At 45.9% G+C, this 15,758-nt stretch carries 9 protein-coding genes; all 9 read left to right on the top strand.

All coding sequences use genetic code 11. The features are described 5' to 3' along the window. Nucleotides 1-13: 13 nt before the first annotated feature. The 9 genes from PJIAN_RS10015 to PJIAN_RS09975 all read left to right on the top strand — a co-directional run bounded on the left by PJIAN_RS10015 (nucleotide 14) and on the right by PJIAN_RS09975 (nucleotide 15,745). A complete protein-coding gene (locus PJIAN_RS10015; RefSeq protein ID WP_068704568.1) occupies nucleotides 14-2,413 on the top strand; it encodes a glycoside hydrolase family 127 protein in 2,400 nt (799 codons plus the stop codon). Nucleotides 2,414-2,874: 461 nt separating this feature from the next. Next, nucleotides 2,875-4,848: an alpha-L-arabinofuranosidase family protein gene (locus tag PJIAN_RS10010; protein ID WP_068704566.1), complete on the top strand. Its 1,974-nt coding sequence runs from the start codon at nucleotides 2,875-2,877 to the stop codon at nucleotides 4,846-4,848. An 8-nt stretch (nucleotides 4,849-4,856) separates the two neighbouring features. Then, nucleotides 4,857-6,956 (top strand): glycoside hydrolase family 43 protein, encoded by a 2,100-nt coding sequence (locus PJIAN_RS10005; protein WP_068704564.1) that lies wholly within the window; start codon nucleotides 4,857-4,859, stop codon nucleotides 6,954-6,956. Between the two features lie 417 nt (nucleotides 6,957-7,373). After that, complete coding sequence (locus PJIAN_RS10000) at nucleotides 7,374-8,930, top strand: glycoside hydrolase family 43 protein (RefSeq protein WP_068704562.1); 1,557 nt, start codon at nucleotides 7,374-7,376, stop codon at nucleotides 8,928-8,930. Between the two features lie 41 nt (nucleotides 8,931-8,971). Then, the gene (locus PJIAN_RS09995) at nucleotides 8,972-10,618 is read left to right on the top strand and encodes an alpha-galactosidase D (protein WP_068704560.1); all 1,647 of its coding nucleotides are present in this window, start codon (nucleotides 8,972-8,974) and stop codon (nucleotides 10,616-10,618) included. Between the two features lie 25 nt (nucleotides 10,619-10,643). Then, the gene (locus PJIAN_RS09990; protein WP_068704558.1) at nucleotides 10,644-11,969 is read left to right on the top strand and encodes a family 43 glycosylhydrolase; all 1,326 of its coding nucleotides are present in this window, start codon (nucleotides 10,644-10,646) and stop codon (nucleotides 11,967-11,969) included. A gap of 52 nt (nucleotides 11,970-12,021) precedes the next feature. Next, nucleotides 12,022-13,146, top strand: coding sequence for a glycoside hydrolase family 43 protein (locus tag PJIAN_RS09985; protein ID WP_068704556.1), 1,125 nt, complete (start codon nucleotides 12,022-12,024; stop codon nucleotides 13,144-13,146). A gap of 107 nt (nucleotides 13,147-13,253) precedes the next feature. Further along, nucleotides 13,254-14,375 (top strand): alpha/beta hydrolase, encoded by a 1,122-nt coding sequence (locus tag PJIAN_RS09980; RefSeq protein WP_068704554.1) that lies wholly within the window; start codon nucleotides 13,254-13,256, stop codon nucleotides 14,373-14,375. A gap of 164 nt (nucleotides 14,376-14,539) precedes the next feature. Next, entirely contained in the window at nucleotides 14,540-15,745 is a 1,206-nt protein-coding gene (locus tag PJIAN_RS09975; RefSeq protein WP_068704552.1) for an alpha/beta hydrolase, read from the top strand. Nucleotides 15,746-15,758: the final 13 nt, after the last annotated feature.

Genomic DNA, 15,758 nt, shown 5'->3' with positions numbered 1-15,758 from the left:
ATCGAATTCCGGTATGAACAGACTTTTGAAAAAAACCGTTTTAGCATCATTGCTTTTTTCCTGTTTTTTAGCGGCATCCACCAATGCCTTCGCACAGACAAAACTATATCCCAACGAATTCCCATTGCGGGATGTGACCTTACTTGACGGTCCGTTCAAACACGCCCGCGATTTGAATATTCAGGTCCTGCTGAAATATGATGTTGACCGTCTGTTGGCAGGTTATCGCAAAGAGGCCGGATTGTCGGCGAAAGCGAAAAGTTATGTCAACTGGGACGGCCTGGACGGCCATGTGGGCGGCCATTATCTGTCGGCGTTGGCAATCAACTATGCTGCAACGGGCAATGCAGAATGCAAAAAACGGATGGATTACATGATTGCCGAACTGAAAGCCTGTCAGGATGCGAATACCGCTAAAAATAGCGACTGGGGCAAAGGGTATGTGGGAGCTGTTCCCAACAGCAAAGCCATCTGGAGCACTTTTCAGAAAGGCGATTTTGCGGCTTTTCGTGCGGCATGGGTTCCCTGGTACAATGTGCATAAGATGTATGCCGGACTCCGGGATGCCTGGTTGTATACCGGAAATGAGCAGGCCAAAACAATGTTCCTGAAATTCTGTGACTGGGCAATATCAGTTACCGCGTCACTTTCCGAAGCTCAGATGCAATCGATGCTCGATACCGAGCAGGGAGGGATGAATGAAGTGCTTGCCGATGCTTATCAGATGACCCACGATAAAAAATACCTCACTGCGGCAGAACGTTTTTCGCATAAAATGTTGCTCGATCCGATGTCGCAGAGAAAAGATAATCTGGATAACAAACACGCCAATACGCAAGTCCCGAAAGCAATCGGCTTTCAGCGGATAGGTGAGTTGAGCAATGATGCCGCTTACCTGCAAGCCGGAAAATTCTTTTGGGAAACGGTGACCACGAACCGTACCCTGGCATTCGGAGGCAACAGCCGTCGCGAGTTTTTCCCCAGCGTGGCATCCTGCATCGATTTTGTGAACGATGTGGAAGGTCCCGAATCGTGCAACTCGTACAATATGCTCAAGCTTACCGAAGATCTTTTCCGCCTGCATCCGTCGGCAAACTACGCCGATTATTACGAACGAACCATGTACAACCATATTCTTTCGACGCAACATCCCGATCACGGCGGATATGTCTATTTTACTCCGGCGCGTCCGCGTCACTACCGGGTCTATTCGGCTCCCAACGAAGGCATGTGGTGCTGTGTGGGTAGCGGCATGGAAAACCACGGGAAATACAGCCAGTTTATCTATACCCATCAACACGATTCGTTATTTGTCAACCTGTTTGTGGCTTCGGTGTTGAATTGGAAAGAAAAAGGGCTGAAAATCAAACAAGAGACCAATTTTCCGAATGAAGAAAAGACGAAATTGACGGTTACAGCCGGTAATACCCGTTTCAAGCTGATGATTCGTTATCCTTACTGGGTGGCCGACGGTGCCTTAAAAATCACGGTTAACGGAAAAGCGGTTGCCTATACCGCTCATCCGTCATCGTATGTTGCCGTAGAACGGACATGGAAACAAGGAGATGTGGTAGCGGTTGAACTTCCGATGCACAATTCGGTGGTGCAATTGCCCAACGTGCCTAATTACATAGCATTCATGCACGGCCCGATTGTGCTTGCTGCCAAAACCGGCACGAACGATCTGACCGGATTGGTGGCCGGAGATAGCCGCTGGGGACATATTGCCGGAGGTAAAAAGATGCCGTTGAATGAAGCTCCTGTCATTATTGAAGATGACGAGTCTACTCTGGCCGATAAGATTGTTCCTGTAACCGGAAAACCAATGACCTTCAGCCTGTCTGGTATTAAAATGGCGAATAAGATCGACGCGGTGCTTGAGCCATTCTATAAAATTCACGATGCCCGTTACGAAATGTACTGGATGCGGTTGTCCGACAGTCAGTATCGCTCTTTTGCCGATTCACTTGCTCAGGTAGAACAACAAAAGCTGGCCTTGCAGAAACGTACAGTGGACTTTGTTGCTCCGGGCGAACAACAACCCGAAGCCGACCATTTTATTCAGAAAGAGAATTCCAACACAGGTAACAATCAGGACGAATTTTGGCGCGATGCCCGCGACGGTGGTTATTTCAGCTATCGCTTGAGCACCAATAAAGAATCGAACCTGAGCCTGCTTATCAGATATTGGGGCAATGAAAGGGGGCCGCGCAACTTCGATATTTATATTGATGATGTGAAGCTGACTTCGGAAAATCTCTCCGGCAAATGGAACAGCAACAAGTTCCAGAACGTGGAATATCCGATTCCTGATGCTGCCGTTGCCGGTAAAGACTTTGTGAGAGTCAAGTTTGTCCCTCAACAAAAAAATATGACCGCATCAGTCTATTATATCCGATTGTTGAGAAAATAACCTGATTTTTCGTAGGTCATCACATAGTCAACTTAATGAAGCTGTCTTGATTTTTTATTTCTTGACCCCCAACCCCCAAAATGGGGGCTGTAACTTTATGAAATATACAAAGTTTACTGATTTTACGGGTTAGTTCCTCCCCATTTAGGGTAGGGCTGTTAAGTTCTGTAGTTTTGCCCGTTAGGGCATACATAGCAATAGAAAAAGAATATCGTCATTAGGATTTATTTCCCGTAGGGAATACACAATGAATGTCCTACGGACAATAATGTGCAAACTGAGACAATTTTTCTATTGATAGGAAAGCCCTCTGGGCTACAATTTGTCAGAACTTAACAGCCCTGCCATTTAGGGGAGGTTAGGAGGGGTCAGCAATCAAAATGTAGCAAATAATTCACTTCTATACATATTCTATCAAAAGACAATGGCTTTAATGCCATAAAACAAATTACATTCGATTTATGAATCTAAAATCTCATTCGCTGTTTGCGACAATTATTATTCTCTCGTTCTTCCTGTTTCTCTCGTTTTCTTCGCAGGCGGCCAAAGGGGGTAAAAAAATCAGCTCCGACCTTTTCGGGTTGTTTTTTGAGGACATCAACTATTCTGCCGATGGCGGGTTGTATGCCGAAATGGTACAGAACCGTTCGTTCGAGTATAATCCTACTGAGCAGAAAACATGGAATCCCTTTTCGTATTGGGAATATGTTGCTCCCGGATTTTCGTATGGCAGAATCAATGTGGAAACTACCGCACCCATTCATCCCAACAATCCGCATTACGTGGTTCTGGATGTCGAGCATATCGGACATGAGGCAAAATACACCGGGATTTCGGGGGTCGGAATCAAGAACTCCGGCTTTGAAGGTATGGTGGTAAAGGCGAACGACAAATATGATTTTTCGATGTTTGCCCGCCAACTTGGCAACGAGCCGGTGGCATTTACCATTTGCCTGCAAACATTGAAAGGGAAAATTCTTGCTCAGACAACAGTTTCGGTGGCTGCTTCCGACTGGAAAAAATATAGCGCTACTCTTATTCCTTCGGCGAATTGCGATACAGCTAATCTGGTTATTTTGGCGACTAATGCAGGGAAAGTGGGATTGGATCTGATCTCGTTGTTCCCGGAAAAGACCTTTAAAAACCGTCCGAATGGGATGCGTGCCGATTTGGCGCAGATGCTGGCCGACATGAAGCCGCGCTTTATCCGTTTTCCGGGTGGTTGTCTGGCGCATGGGGACGGATTAGGTAATATGTACCGCTGGAAAAACACCATCGGTCCGCTCGAAACACGCAAGGAGCAACGCAATATCTGGAACTACAATCAAACAGCAGGACTGGGCTATTATGAGTATTTCCGTTTTTGCGAAGACATCGGAGCCAAACCATTGCCCGTTTTGCCGGCAGCTGTAAGTTGTCAGAACTCGGGAGATACTTGGAGGGTTGGCGGAACCGGACAAAAGGCGTTGCCGATGAACGAAATGCAGGAGTACGTTCAGGAAGTGCTGGATCTGATTGAATGGGCTAATGGCCCCGTGACATCCGTTTGGGGTGCCAAACGTGCGGCAGCAGGTCATCCGGCTCCGTTCAATCTCCAGTATATCGGCATTGGTAACGAGGATAAAATTACTCCTGAATTTGAAGAACGTTTCAAAATGATTTTTGCAGCTGTCAAAGCCAAACATCCCGAAGTGACTGTTGTTGGAACGGTAGGCCCGGCTCCCGATGGTGAAGATTTTACCAAGGGTTGGAAATTGGCGGATGACCTGAAAGTTCCTATTGTGGACGAACATTACTATACCAGTCCCGAATGGTTTATTTCTCATCAAAACCGCTATGATTCGTATAAGCGCAATGCAACGGAGGTCTATCTGGGCGAATATGCTTCGTGGGGAAACAAGTTGCGTAACGCGATTGCCGAGGCGGCTTACATGACCTCGCTCGAACGTAATGGCGATGTGGTTCGTATGGCTTCGTATGCTCCCTTGCTGGCCAAGAAAGATTTCACACAGTGGAAAACCGACATGATCTTTTTTAATAATGTAAAAATCAATCCGACTCCCAATTACTATGTGCAAAAGATGTTCTCGGCCAATCAGGGTGATTACTATTTTGACAAGGTGATTTTGAAGGATGAAAAAGATCAAAACCTTGCAGCTTCGTGTGTTCGCGATAGCAAAACCGGCGACATTATAGTGAAAATGGTCAATTTCGGGAACGCTCCGAAACCGATGAAAATTAATCTGGGTAAGTTTGGTAGTATCGCATCACTGGCTGAACAGACTGTTTTGAGCGGAGAGGCCGATGCCGAAAACACACTCGATAACCCGCAAAAAGTGTCTCCGGTGTCATCAACGGTGAAAGTCGGTAAATCATTCAATTATTCAGCTCCGGCCATGTCGTTGACTGTGGTTAGAATCAAAACAAAAAAATAAGTATTGCCATGCACCATAGAAAGAGTCTCATTCTGATCGTTTTGTGTGTTTTTGCCTCCTGTATGTCGTATGCCCAGACGTGGACGGCCGATAATGGCAACGGGACCTACACCAATCCTCTGTTTTACGACGAGTTTTCCGATCCCGATATGATCCGTGTGGGAGACGATTTTTACCTTGCCGGTACCACCATGCATGCCATGCCGGGCGTGGTAGTGATGCACTCCAAAGATTTGGTCAACTGGGAATTCTTAGGTTATTGTTTCAAAAACCTCAATTTGGGAGATGATTTTAATCTCGAAAATGGCAAGGAGGCTTACGGGCAGGGAATTTGGGCGCCGTGTATCCGCTATCACAACGGCATGTTCTACATTTTTACCAATGTGAACAATCATGGAATGCAGGTGTTTATGTCCAAAGATCCGAAAGGGCCGTGGATACATAAACCGCTCAATATCGAGATTTATGATTTGTCCATTCTCTTCGACGAAGACGGGAAGATTTATGCTGTTTACAAATACAATGAGGTGCATTTGGTAGAACTGAAACCAGACTTTAGCGGCATTGTGGATGGTAGTGACAAGATTATTATTCCTGCCGGAAACAACATGGGCGAAGGACATCACATGTACAAAATAAAGGGGAAATATTACATTATCAGTGCCAATTATTCCCCCACAGGGCGGATGCAATGTGCCCGTGCTGATAAGCCTTACGGTCCGTATGAAACTACTGTTATCAGCGCAGAAGAAACTTTCGGGTTTCAGCGGGGATGGCTGACGGACAATGTTGGTCTCGGGTCTAAGGTTCCGGCTCCGGGCTTCAAGTTCCAACTTACACCGGCTGGCAACAACTATTTCGGGGCTGTGCCAATGCATCAGGGTGGTATTGTCGATTTGCCCAATGGCGATTGGTGGGGCTTTTCGATGATCGACTTTATGTCTGTTGGTCGCACCACATGCCTTTCACCGGTTACCTGGCAGGATGGCTGGCCCTATTTTGGGCTTCCGGGCAATTTGGGTCGCTCGCCCCGCACCTGGCTCAAACCGAATGTGGCTGCACAGACAAGTCCTTCGGCTCCTTACCAGCGCAATGACGATTTTTCAGGTCCGGCACTTCAATCCGTTTGGCAATGGAACCACAATCCGGTGGATGCCAAATGGGAGCTTAATAAGAAAAAAGGAGCATTGCGTTTGCATACTTTGCCTGCCAACGATTTTCTCTGGGCAAAAAACACCTTGACTCAACGCGTCATCGGCCCCGAATCGTATGCCACCGCAGTGCTGGATGCAAGTGCTTTGAAGTCGGGTGACTATGCGGGTTTGGCGTATCTGAACATGCCTTATGCCAGTTTGGGTATAGTGAAAAATAACGACGGCTTCGTCCTTCGATTCTACGATCAATACCAAAACAAAACGATTGAAGAAAAACTGACATCAGGAAAGATAAGCCTCCGTGCATCGGGCGATTACGAAAAAGACATTGCTCAGTTCAGCTATAGCGTCGATGGAATGAATTTTACCAATATCGGCGATTCTATCCGGTTGCCCTATCAGTTGAAGACTTTTCAGGGTTCGCGCTATGCTTTATTTGCCTATAATACGCAAGGAAAAGAAGGTGGATATGCCGACTTTGATAACTTCAGGGTGGTGGAACCGCTTGCCGACCGTTCGCACAATATTCCTGTCGGGAAAATCATTACTCTGACTAATTTAGGAACCGACGCTCCGGTATGGGCCAACCCGCACGGTATGATGCATTCAGCCGCCACAGGGTCGAAAGAGGCTCAGGGCAATGGTTGCCAGTTTCGGGTGCACGACCGCGGTAAGGGTAGGGTAGCACTCGAAGCATTGAACGGCACCGGTTTCCTGACTGTTGTGGGAATCGGTATTTCGGGCGATGTGCGGTTGATGAAGCAGGAGTCGGAAGGAAGCCTGTTCCAGTGGCAGGATATGTTGCACAACCAGTGCATGTTGCTGTCGTTGAAAACAAACCGCTATGTAGGTTTGACTCCGGGTACCGGCGAACCGTACGCTGCCGACCGTCCGGGAACACTGCCCAACCGTAAGGATGGAACGGTATTGAGCTGGACAATTGTTGGAGAATAGTTGTTGATAAGATTTGTTATAAAAAAACAGGAGCGCATTTAAACCAAGTGAAAGAAAAGCTATCTAACGAACAAGATGACAATTTGTCCGTTTAAGGTTTATCTGTTTATCAGATCTTAAACGGAAGAGTGATTTTTGCCCCGATCACGTGGGATTTTTGAAGATATAAACCTTTCTACTTACAGCGTATTATCCAAACCGGTTTGGTTGGCATTCATTCTTTGATGTCGGCTGATACACTTTATCGTACCGGGAATTGACTTGTGATGCAATCAGGTTATTGGTTGTTGCTGGTATCGTTCTTTTATACGCTTAATCGAATTTAATTTTAACTGAGCCAATGTGTTTGTAGTAATGCATTGGTCTGATTGGCATCGCATTACGCGATTATTTGTCAATTGATAATATATAATCAAAATGAAAAAAAATATTTTGTTGTTGTTCTCTTTTTTGAGTGTTTCAATGCTTTTTGCTCAGGGAAGTAAAGCCCATAATCCGATCATTTTTGCTGACGTACCCGATATGTCGATGATTCGGGTAGGCGACACTTACTATATGAGTAGCACCACCATGCACATGAATCCCGGGGTGCCTATTATGAAATCGAAGGATCTTGTCAACTGGAAGATGATAGGTTATGCATATTCTACTCTCGGCAGTATGGATGCCCTGGATCTGAATAACGGAAAAAACAATTATGGAAAGGGTTCCTGGGCAAGCTGTATCCGTTACCACAACGGACTTTACTATATTTCAACTTTTGCTCAAACAACGGGCAAGACGTACATTTTTACCACTAAAAATATTGAAAAAGGGCCCTGGACAGAGCATTCGTTCAAACCTTCGTTCCATGACCATTCTCTATTTTTCGACGAAGACGGTCATATCTATCTGGTTTACGGTAGCGGTAAAATTATGATAACCGAATTGAAAGCTGATTTGTCGGGTGTCAAAGAAGAGACCACACGGGTGCTTATTGACAATGCAAGCGCGCCCGGCGGTCCTATCATGCTTCCGGCCGAAGGATCTCAGTTGTTTCAGCACGATGGCAAATGCTATTTGTTCAATATTTGCTGGCCACGCGGCGGAATGCGAACTGTTCTTGTTCATAGAGCCGATAAACTTGCCGGACCCTGGGAAGGCAAAGTCGCTTTTCAGGATCAGGGTGTGGCACAGGGAGGTATGATAGATACCCCTGATGGAAGATGGTTTGCCTATTTGTTTCAGGATCACGGATCGGTAGGTCGTATTCCGTATCTCGTACCCATGAAGTGGGAAAATGGATGGCCGGTGATCGGTGTTAACGGGAAATTGCCGGAATCGCTCGACCTTCCAGCAAGTAAAGGCATCAATCCGGGCATTGTAGCATCCGACGAGTTTACCCGTAAACCCGGCGAACGCGCTTTACCATTGGTTTGGCAGTGGAACCACAATCCCGATAACTCTCTTTGGTCGGTCACCAAACGAAAAGGCTACCTGCGCCTGACTACCGGACGCGTCGATACCCTGTTCGTGCAGGCCAGAAATACGTTGACACAACGTACTTTCGGTCCGGTTTCTACAGGCATCACTGCTATTGATGTGACGAACATGAAAGATGGTGATTTTGCCGGACTTGCTCTGTTGCAGAAAAAGTTCGGACAGGTGGGAGTGAAGGTTGCCAATGGTGTAAAATCAATTGTAATGGTAAACGGTTCGGCACGGATTCCGGTTGAGGCACAATCTGTTCCCTTGACTCAGAAAACAGTCTATCTGAAAGCCGAATGCGATTTCAGGGATAAAACCGATATCGGATATTTCTTCTATAGTCTCGATGGTAAAACATGGCTGCCGATAGGCTCTCAGCTGAAAATGGAGTATTCGATGCCGCACTTTATGGGGTACCGTTTTGGCTTGTTTAATTATTCGACCAAAACTCCGGGTGGTTACGTCGATTTCGACTATTTCCGTATTTCCGATAAGATTTCCAAATAACTCCTTTGTAATCCTGATTGATATACAAACAAAAAACTGTTATGCGAAAATTAAGTCTTGGCCTGGTTGTTTTGTCTTTCTTGCTGGTAACGATGTCGGCGAATTCCAAAGGTAAATCACACACTTCAACTCCGCGTACGCCTTTGATGGGGTGGGCGAGCTGGAACCAGTTCGGAGCAAAAATCGATGAGGCTTTGATAAAACGGCAGGCCGATGCAATGGTTTCATCGGGGCTTGCCGCTGCCGGATTCCGGTATCTCAACATTGATGACGGTTTTTTTAATCTTCGCTATCCTAACGGAACCCTGCGTATCGATTCGATCAAATTTCCTCATGGAATGAAATATCTGGCCGATTATATCCATTCAAAAGGATTGAAAGCCGGGTTTTATAGCGAAGCCGGCGAGAATACCTGCGGGTCGCAGTATAGCGGACAACCCGGAGGTGTTGGCGGCGGACTTTACGGTCACGATCAGCAGGACATCGATCTCTTCTTCAAAACTTGGGGATTTGATTTCCTGAAAGTGGATTATTGCGGCGGCTTGAAGCAAAAACTCGATGAGAAAACCCGCTACACCGCTATTCGTAAAGCAATGAACAATACCGGTCGTATCGATATCAACTTCAACGTTTGCCGCTGGCAATTTCCCGGCACATGGGTGACCACGATTGCCGACTCTTGGCGTATGTCGCAGGATATCAACTTTGTTCCCGGTTCAAAAGCGCGATGGAAAAGTATTATCGGCATTATCAATCAGAATAAATTTCTGGCTCCGTATGCCAGTCCTGGGCATTACAATGACATGGATATGTTGGAGGTGGGACGTGGATTGTCGTTTGAAGAGGATAAAAGCCATTTTGCCATGTGGTGTATTCTCTCTTCACCATTGGCTCTGGGACTCGACATGACCAAAATCAGCGACGAAACCAAATCGATTATTACCAATCCCGAAGTAATTGCCATTAATCAGGATCCGACTGGTTTGCAGGCACATTTGCTGTTCGAAAAAGACAGTGTGCAGGTGTGGGCAAAACATCTCAACGGTCGCCAGAGCAAAGAGTTTGCGGTAGCGCTGCTCAATCTGAAAACAACGCCGACGTCGGCCTCCGTTAGCTGGAAAGATCTTAATATTGTAGGTTCTGCCAAAGTACGAGATCTTTGGGCTCGCACTGATTTGGGAACTATGGAGTCGGAATATACGGCTACCATTCCCGCACATGGCGTGTCGTTGGTGAAGGTGACGGCTCAAAAAACGAAGTTGCAGGAAGTCTTTGAAGCTGAATATGCCTGGATCAATAACTTTAACCTGACGGAGAATAGTGAAATTGTTCCCGATCAGGCAAGGCCGCTGACGGATGCGGCTTGTTCCGGAAGAACCAAAGTAATCAAAATCGGCAACCGTGAAGATAATTACATTGAATTCCGTGATGTGTATGCTGCGTCTGCCGGAAGTTATACGCTCGTTTTGTATTACACTTCCGAAGATACCAAAACCGCAACGCTTTCTGTCAATGGAAAGGCCTTTTCGCTTGCCGGTCTGAATTCGGGCGGAAAAGGTATTGTGGCGAAGAAGTCGCTATCGGTGAAACTGAACAAAGGATATAATGCGATACGGATTTCCAATGCAAAAGGATGGGCTCCTGATATCGACAAAATTGAAATTAACCTGAACAACAATAAATTGTAATAAATTTCTGATAACCATACTACAAATGAAGAACAATAAGATGAAGTTGATTTTTGGCGTTATGCTCGGACTTTTAGCTGTTTCTTTTGTGAACGCTCAAAACCCGATTATCCGCAACCAGTTTAGTGCAGACCCTACAGCACGTGTTTTCAACGGGAAAGTGTACCTCTATCCATCACACGATATACCAACACCTCAGGATAAAAACCTGCGGAAGGATTGGTTTTGTATGGCCGATTACCACGTATTTTCGTCCGATAATCTTACCGATTGGACTGATCATGGGGTGATTGTTACACAAACCAAAGTACCCTGGTTGACCAAGATTAATTACGATATGTGGGCACCCGATTGCGTGTTCAAAAATGGCAAATATTATTTCTACTTCCCGGTTGGCGGAAGAGTTGGCGTAGCTACAGCCGATAAGCCGGAAGGCCCTTATACTGTGCTGGATAAACCAGTTGAGGGTATCCGTGGTATCGACCCTTGCGTGCTTTTGGACAAAGACGGTAAGGCATACATTTTTACGGCAATGGGGCGTATCAGCGTTGCCAAGCTCAAAGATAACATGATTGAAGTGGATGGTCCGGTACAAACTATAGCAAATCTTCCAACCAAAGGCCTGATTGAAGGTCCGTTTGCGATGGAACGTAATGGCAAATATTACCTCACCTATCCCCACGTAGCCAACCAGATTGAACGTCTCGAATATGCCATGAGCGATAGCCCAATGGGTCCCTATCAACCGGTCGGAGTTATCATGGACGAATCACCATCTAACTGCTGGACGAATCACCATTCTATCGTCAATTACAAAAATCAGTGGTATCTTTTCTATCACGACCGCGACTACTCTCCCAAGTTTGACAAAAACCGTTCGGTAAGGGTTGATAGTCTGACCTTTAATGCCGACGGAACCATCAAAAAAGTTATTCCGACGTTCCGTGGTGTAGGTTTGTCGGATGCTACAAAAGAGATCCAACTCGATCGCTACAGCAAAATCAGTGAAAAGGGAGCTTCGATAGCTTTGCTTGATACGGCCGATACATTCAAAGGGTGGAAAACAATTTTCGATGCTCAGGGAGCATGGGTGCAATATAACGCAGTAAACTTTGCTAAGAAAGGAGGCAAATCACTTCAGGTTAGAGCACTTTCTGCAACGGGAGGTTCGCTGCAATTGAAACTTAACGATGTAAATGGAGTCGTTGTTGCCAAAATCAATGTTCCGAAAAGCAGTGCTTGGACAACCATCAAAGTCCCAGTTTCCGCCGTAAAAAAAGGAGTTTATAATTTGTGCGTTGTGTCTCAGGATAGCAAACCAGTAGAAGTTGATTGGATACGGTTCGAATAACGAAGATCGGCTCCGGCTTAGTTAATGTATTGAATCTGTTAATGTATATAGAATGAGGAGTATCAACCTGTTTCTTGTCTTGTTTGTGTTGTCGGTTTCCTGTTTTGCACAGGAAAAGGCGAATGCCGCCATATCCCCAGTCAAAGGGGCGAAGCATATTTTTCGGTATACCAACCCGATAACGCGGGACACGGCAATCTCCATGCGCGACCATTGCATCATTAAAGTGGGAGACAAATGGTATTGTACCGGAACCTCCAACCCTGTTTGGACAGGTCCTAATCCGGGCGTTCGCCTGCTCGAATCCGACGACCTTATCCACTGGAAACAGCATTCGTGGATTATTGATGCTGCTAAGTTGCCGGCCGATTGTCCTTATAACGGACGTTTCTGGGCTCCCGAAATTCATTTTATACAACACAAATACTACCTTACCGTTAATAGCGGAAAGGTGACAAAGGAAGATCCGAAGGGAATGAAGACTCATAGCGTCTGGTTGTTTGTTGCCGATAAGGTGACTGGTCCCTATAAACTTGTCAACGGACCGCTCACTCCGCAGTACAATAACGACGCTACCTTATTTGAAGACGAAGACGGACAGACTTATCTCTATTGCAGCGGCAACGGACTTTTTCAGGCCAGAATTGATTTAAACATCGGCAAACTTATGACTCCTATTCAGAAATTTCTGGATAAAAAGCAACCCGGTTGGCCGGAGTGGATGATAGGAGGTATTGAGGGACCGTTTGTGGTGAAAAAGGAAGGTACCTATTTCATGTTTTTCTCGACATGGACTCGTGGATACGAAGTTGGTTTATTGAAATCGAAATCGCCTCTCGGGCCCTGGGAATTAGCCTCTCCGAATCCGATATTCGGAACCCGAAAAAAAGGATATCGTCCCGAACTGGCTGCTGAAGGAGGATACTCGCATTTGAAATTTCAGGACACGCCCGATCCATATTCCGAGACGGGGCATAATGCGTTGTTTATTGGTCCTGATGGAAATTTATGGAACTCATGCCATTATATGATGTACGAAAAGCGTCCTTATCCCTATTGTCAGACGCTCGAACCGTGGGAGCCGATGCCTCAGATGGGTATCGAACCGGTAACTTATAAAGACGGAATGTTCTACATCCATGAACCAACATGGACGGAGCAGACGGTGGAATATTGAAACCGGATGAGCCCGGTATTTTAGACCATTATTGAAAATTTATCAAACAACAGATTCTTTTCCTGATCAGGAATTGATATGTATTATTATTAATCTAAAAAAACATCATGAAAATCAAAATGTTAGCTGTTGCTTTTGCGACGGTACTTACCAGTAGTTTTTGTTCGGCTCAGGCAAATCAGTCGGCCGTTATCGAAGATTTCAAACCTTCAACATGTAATCAACCGGGACAAATGTACCCGCAGGTAAATTCGCAGGGTTATGCACGTTTTCGCGTTATAGCTCCTAATGCACAAAGCATTGTGGTAAGCCTCGGACTAGGTGGCGCAAAAGGGGGAACTCCGCTTGCAAAAGCCGAAGACGGTTCGTGGATGGGTACAACTGCCGGTCCGATGGATGAAGGTTTCCACTATTATCACCTGACCATCGACGGTGGCGTATTCAACGATCCGGGTGCAATGAATTACTACGGTTCTACCCGTTGGGAAAGCGGTATCGAAATTCCTGCTCACGACAAGGATTTCTATGCGCTCAAAGATGTGCCTCACGGTAACGTACAACAAATTCTGTTCCCTTCAAAAAGCACCAACACTTCACGACGTGCGTTTGTCTATACTCCTGCCGGATACGATAAAAATACAAAGACAAAATATCCTGTATTGTATCTGCAACATGGTTGGGGAGAAGACGAAACAGCCTGGAGCAACCAGGGACATGCCAATCTGATTATGGATAACCTGATTGCCGAAGGTAAAATCAAACCGTTTATCATTGTGATGACTTATGGAATGACTAACGATGCCAAACCTGGCACTATCGGTAGTTTCAGCTATGTTCCGTTCCAGACGGTGCTTGTTGATGAACTGATTCCTTACGTAGATGCTAATTTCCGTACTATTGCTAATAAGGAAAACCGTGCTATGGCAGGTCTTTCGATGGGTGGTATGGAAACGCACGCGATTACACTTGCTCGTCCCGATGTATTTTCTTACTATGCATTGTTAAGTGGAGGTACTTACAATCCTGCAGAACTGAAAGGCAAAGCGAATCCTAAACTTATCTTCATTAGCTGCGGTAGCCGTGAAAACCCCGACATGGTTAAAAAAGCTGCCGTTACTTTGAAAGAAGCCGGTTATAACGCTGTCTCTTTTGTTTCCGAAAATACAGCTCACGAGTTTCTGACATGGCGTCGTAGCCTGAAAGAAGTGGCTCCGCTTCTTTTCAAATAAAACAAGCATCTGATATTTTGCCTGAAAGGCATTATTTTCATAACCGCAGGTCACTGACCTGCGGTGAATGGAAGCTTTCATATAATTACAGCCTGAAAGGTTGGACGAGGAAAGATATCCTATAATCTTTTGAATAATTCAATAACAGTATTAAAAATAAATTCATGAAATACAGATCAATAGCCGTTTTGTTGACGGCGGCATTAACCGGAGGAATTTGCTTGGCTCAGACTGCCGCGGTGGAAGATTTCAAAAAAACTCCTACAACCCAACAGGAGAAGGAATATCCTCAGGTAAACTCGGAGAGAAAGGTTCGCGTTAGTATTCCGGCACCTGAAGCTCAACGAGTACAACTCGATATCGGTGGCGTGAAATATGACCTGAAGAAAGACGAAAAAGGAGTGTGGACAGGCGAGTCTGCTCCGCAGGATGAGGGTTTCCACTATTACCAACTCAATATCGACGGAGCTTCGGTTCCAGATCCGGGAAGCTTGTACTATTACGGAGCAAGTCGTTGGGGAAGTGGTATCGAAATTCCGGCTAAAGATCAGGAGTTTTATGCCGTTAAAAATGTTCCTCATGGCCAGTTGCGCGAAACGCAATACTATTCAAATACAAGCAAAAGCGTTCGTCGTGTTTACATCTATACTCCGCCGGGATATGATAAAGACAGCAAAAAATATCCGGTGTTGTATCTTCAGCACGGTATGGGCGAAAATGAAACAGGTTGGGGAAATCAGGGACACGCAGGTTTCATTATGGACAACCTGATTGCCGAAGGAAAAGCCGTTCCTTTCATTATTGTGATGGAAAACAGCAGTATCAATATGAGCGGAATGCCACGTGGTCCGAGACCAGCCGGCGCTCCACGTCCTGGTGCCGGACAACCCAATGCAGCACCGTCGGCTCCCAGCAATGGTCCCCGAATGGCAGGTCCTGGTGGTGGAATGAACTTTGCCGCCGAATTTGAAAAAATACTTTGCAACGACCTGATTCCGTTTGTAGAATCTAACTTCCGTGTAGTTGGCGATCAGGCACACCGTGCAATGGCCGGGCTCTCCATGGGTGGAATGCAAACGCACTCCATCGTTGTGGCAAACCCCGACAAATTTGCATACGTGGGAATGTTCAGCAGCGGAACATTTGAGCCATCAGAAATCAAAGATATCGAATCGTTTAAGAAGAATACCAAAGTGGTGTTTATGAGCTTTGGTGGTCGTGAAGGTGGTGCTGCCCGTATCGGAGCAGCTGCTGATGCGTGGACAAAAGCAGGCATTAAAGGAGTTTCCTATGTTTCGCCCGAAACTGCTCATGAATGGCAATCATGGAGACGTAGTTTGCACGAATTTGCTCCGCTTCTTTTCAAATAATTCAAGACATTTG

It is taken from the genome of Paludibacter jiangxiensis, from assembly GCF_001618385.1.
Taxonomy (GTDB): Bacteria; Bacteroidota; Bacteroidia; order Bacteroidales; family Paludibacteraceae; genus Microbacter; species Microbacter jiangxiensis.
The sequence above is the reverse complement of the archived record's forward strand: the minus strand, read 5'-3'. Positions and strand labels throughout refer to the sequence as shown.

Excerpts from the sequence above, each read along its gene's own strand:
- PJIAN_RS10005 (WP_068704564.1), top strand. The coding sequence starts at position 4,857 with ATGCACCATAGAAAGAGTCTCATTCTGATCGTTTTGTGTGTTTTTGCC.
- PJIAN_RS09975 (WP_068704552.1), top strand. The coding sequence starts at position 14,540 with ATGAAATACAGATCAATAGCCGTTTTGTTGACGGCGGCATTAACCGGA.
- PJIAN_RS10015 (WP_068704568.1), top strand. The coding sequence starts at position 14 with ATGAACAGACTTTTGAAAAAAACCGTTTTAGCATCATTGCTTTTTTCC.
- PJIAN_RS10010 (WP_068704566.1), top strand. The coding sequence starts at position 2,875 with ATGAATCTAAAATCTCATTCGCTGTTTGCGACAATTATTATTCTCTCG.
- PJIAN_RS09995 (WP_068704560.1), top strand. The coding sequence starts at position 8,972 with ATGCGAAAATTAAGTCTTGGCCTGGTTGTTTTGTCTTTCTTGCTGGTA.
- PJIAN_RS09980 (WP_068704554.1), top strand. The coding sequence starts at position 13,254 with ATGAAAATCAAAATGTTAGCTGTTGCTTTTGCGACGGTACTTACCAGT.
- PJIAN_RS09990 (WP_068704558.1), top strand. The coding sequence starts at position 10,644 with ATGAAGAACAATAAGATGAAGTTGATTTTTGGCGTTATGCTCGGACTT.
- PJIAN_RS09985 (WP_068704556.1), top strand. The coding sequence starts at position 12,022 with ATGAGGAGTATCAACCTGTTTCTTGTCTTGTTTGTGTTGTCGGTTTCC.
- PJIAN_RS10000 (WP_068704562.1), top strand. The coding sequence starts at position 7,374 with ATGAAAAAAAATATTTTGTTGTTGTTCTCTTTTTTGAGTGTTTCAATG.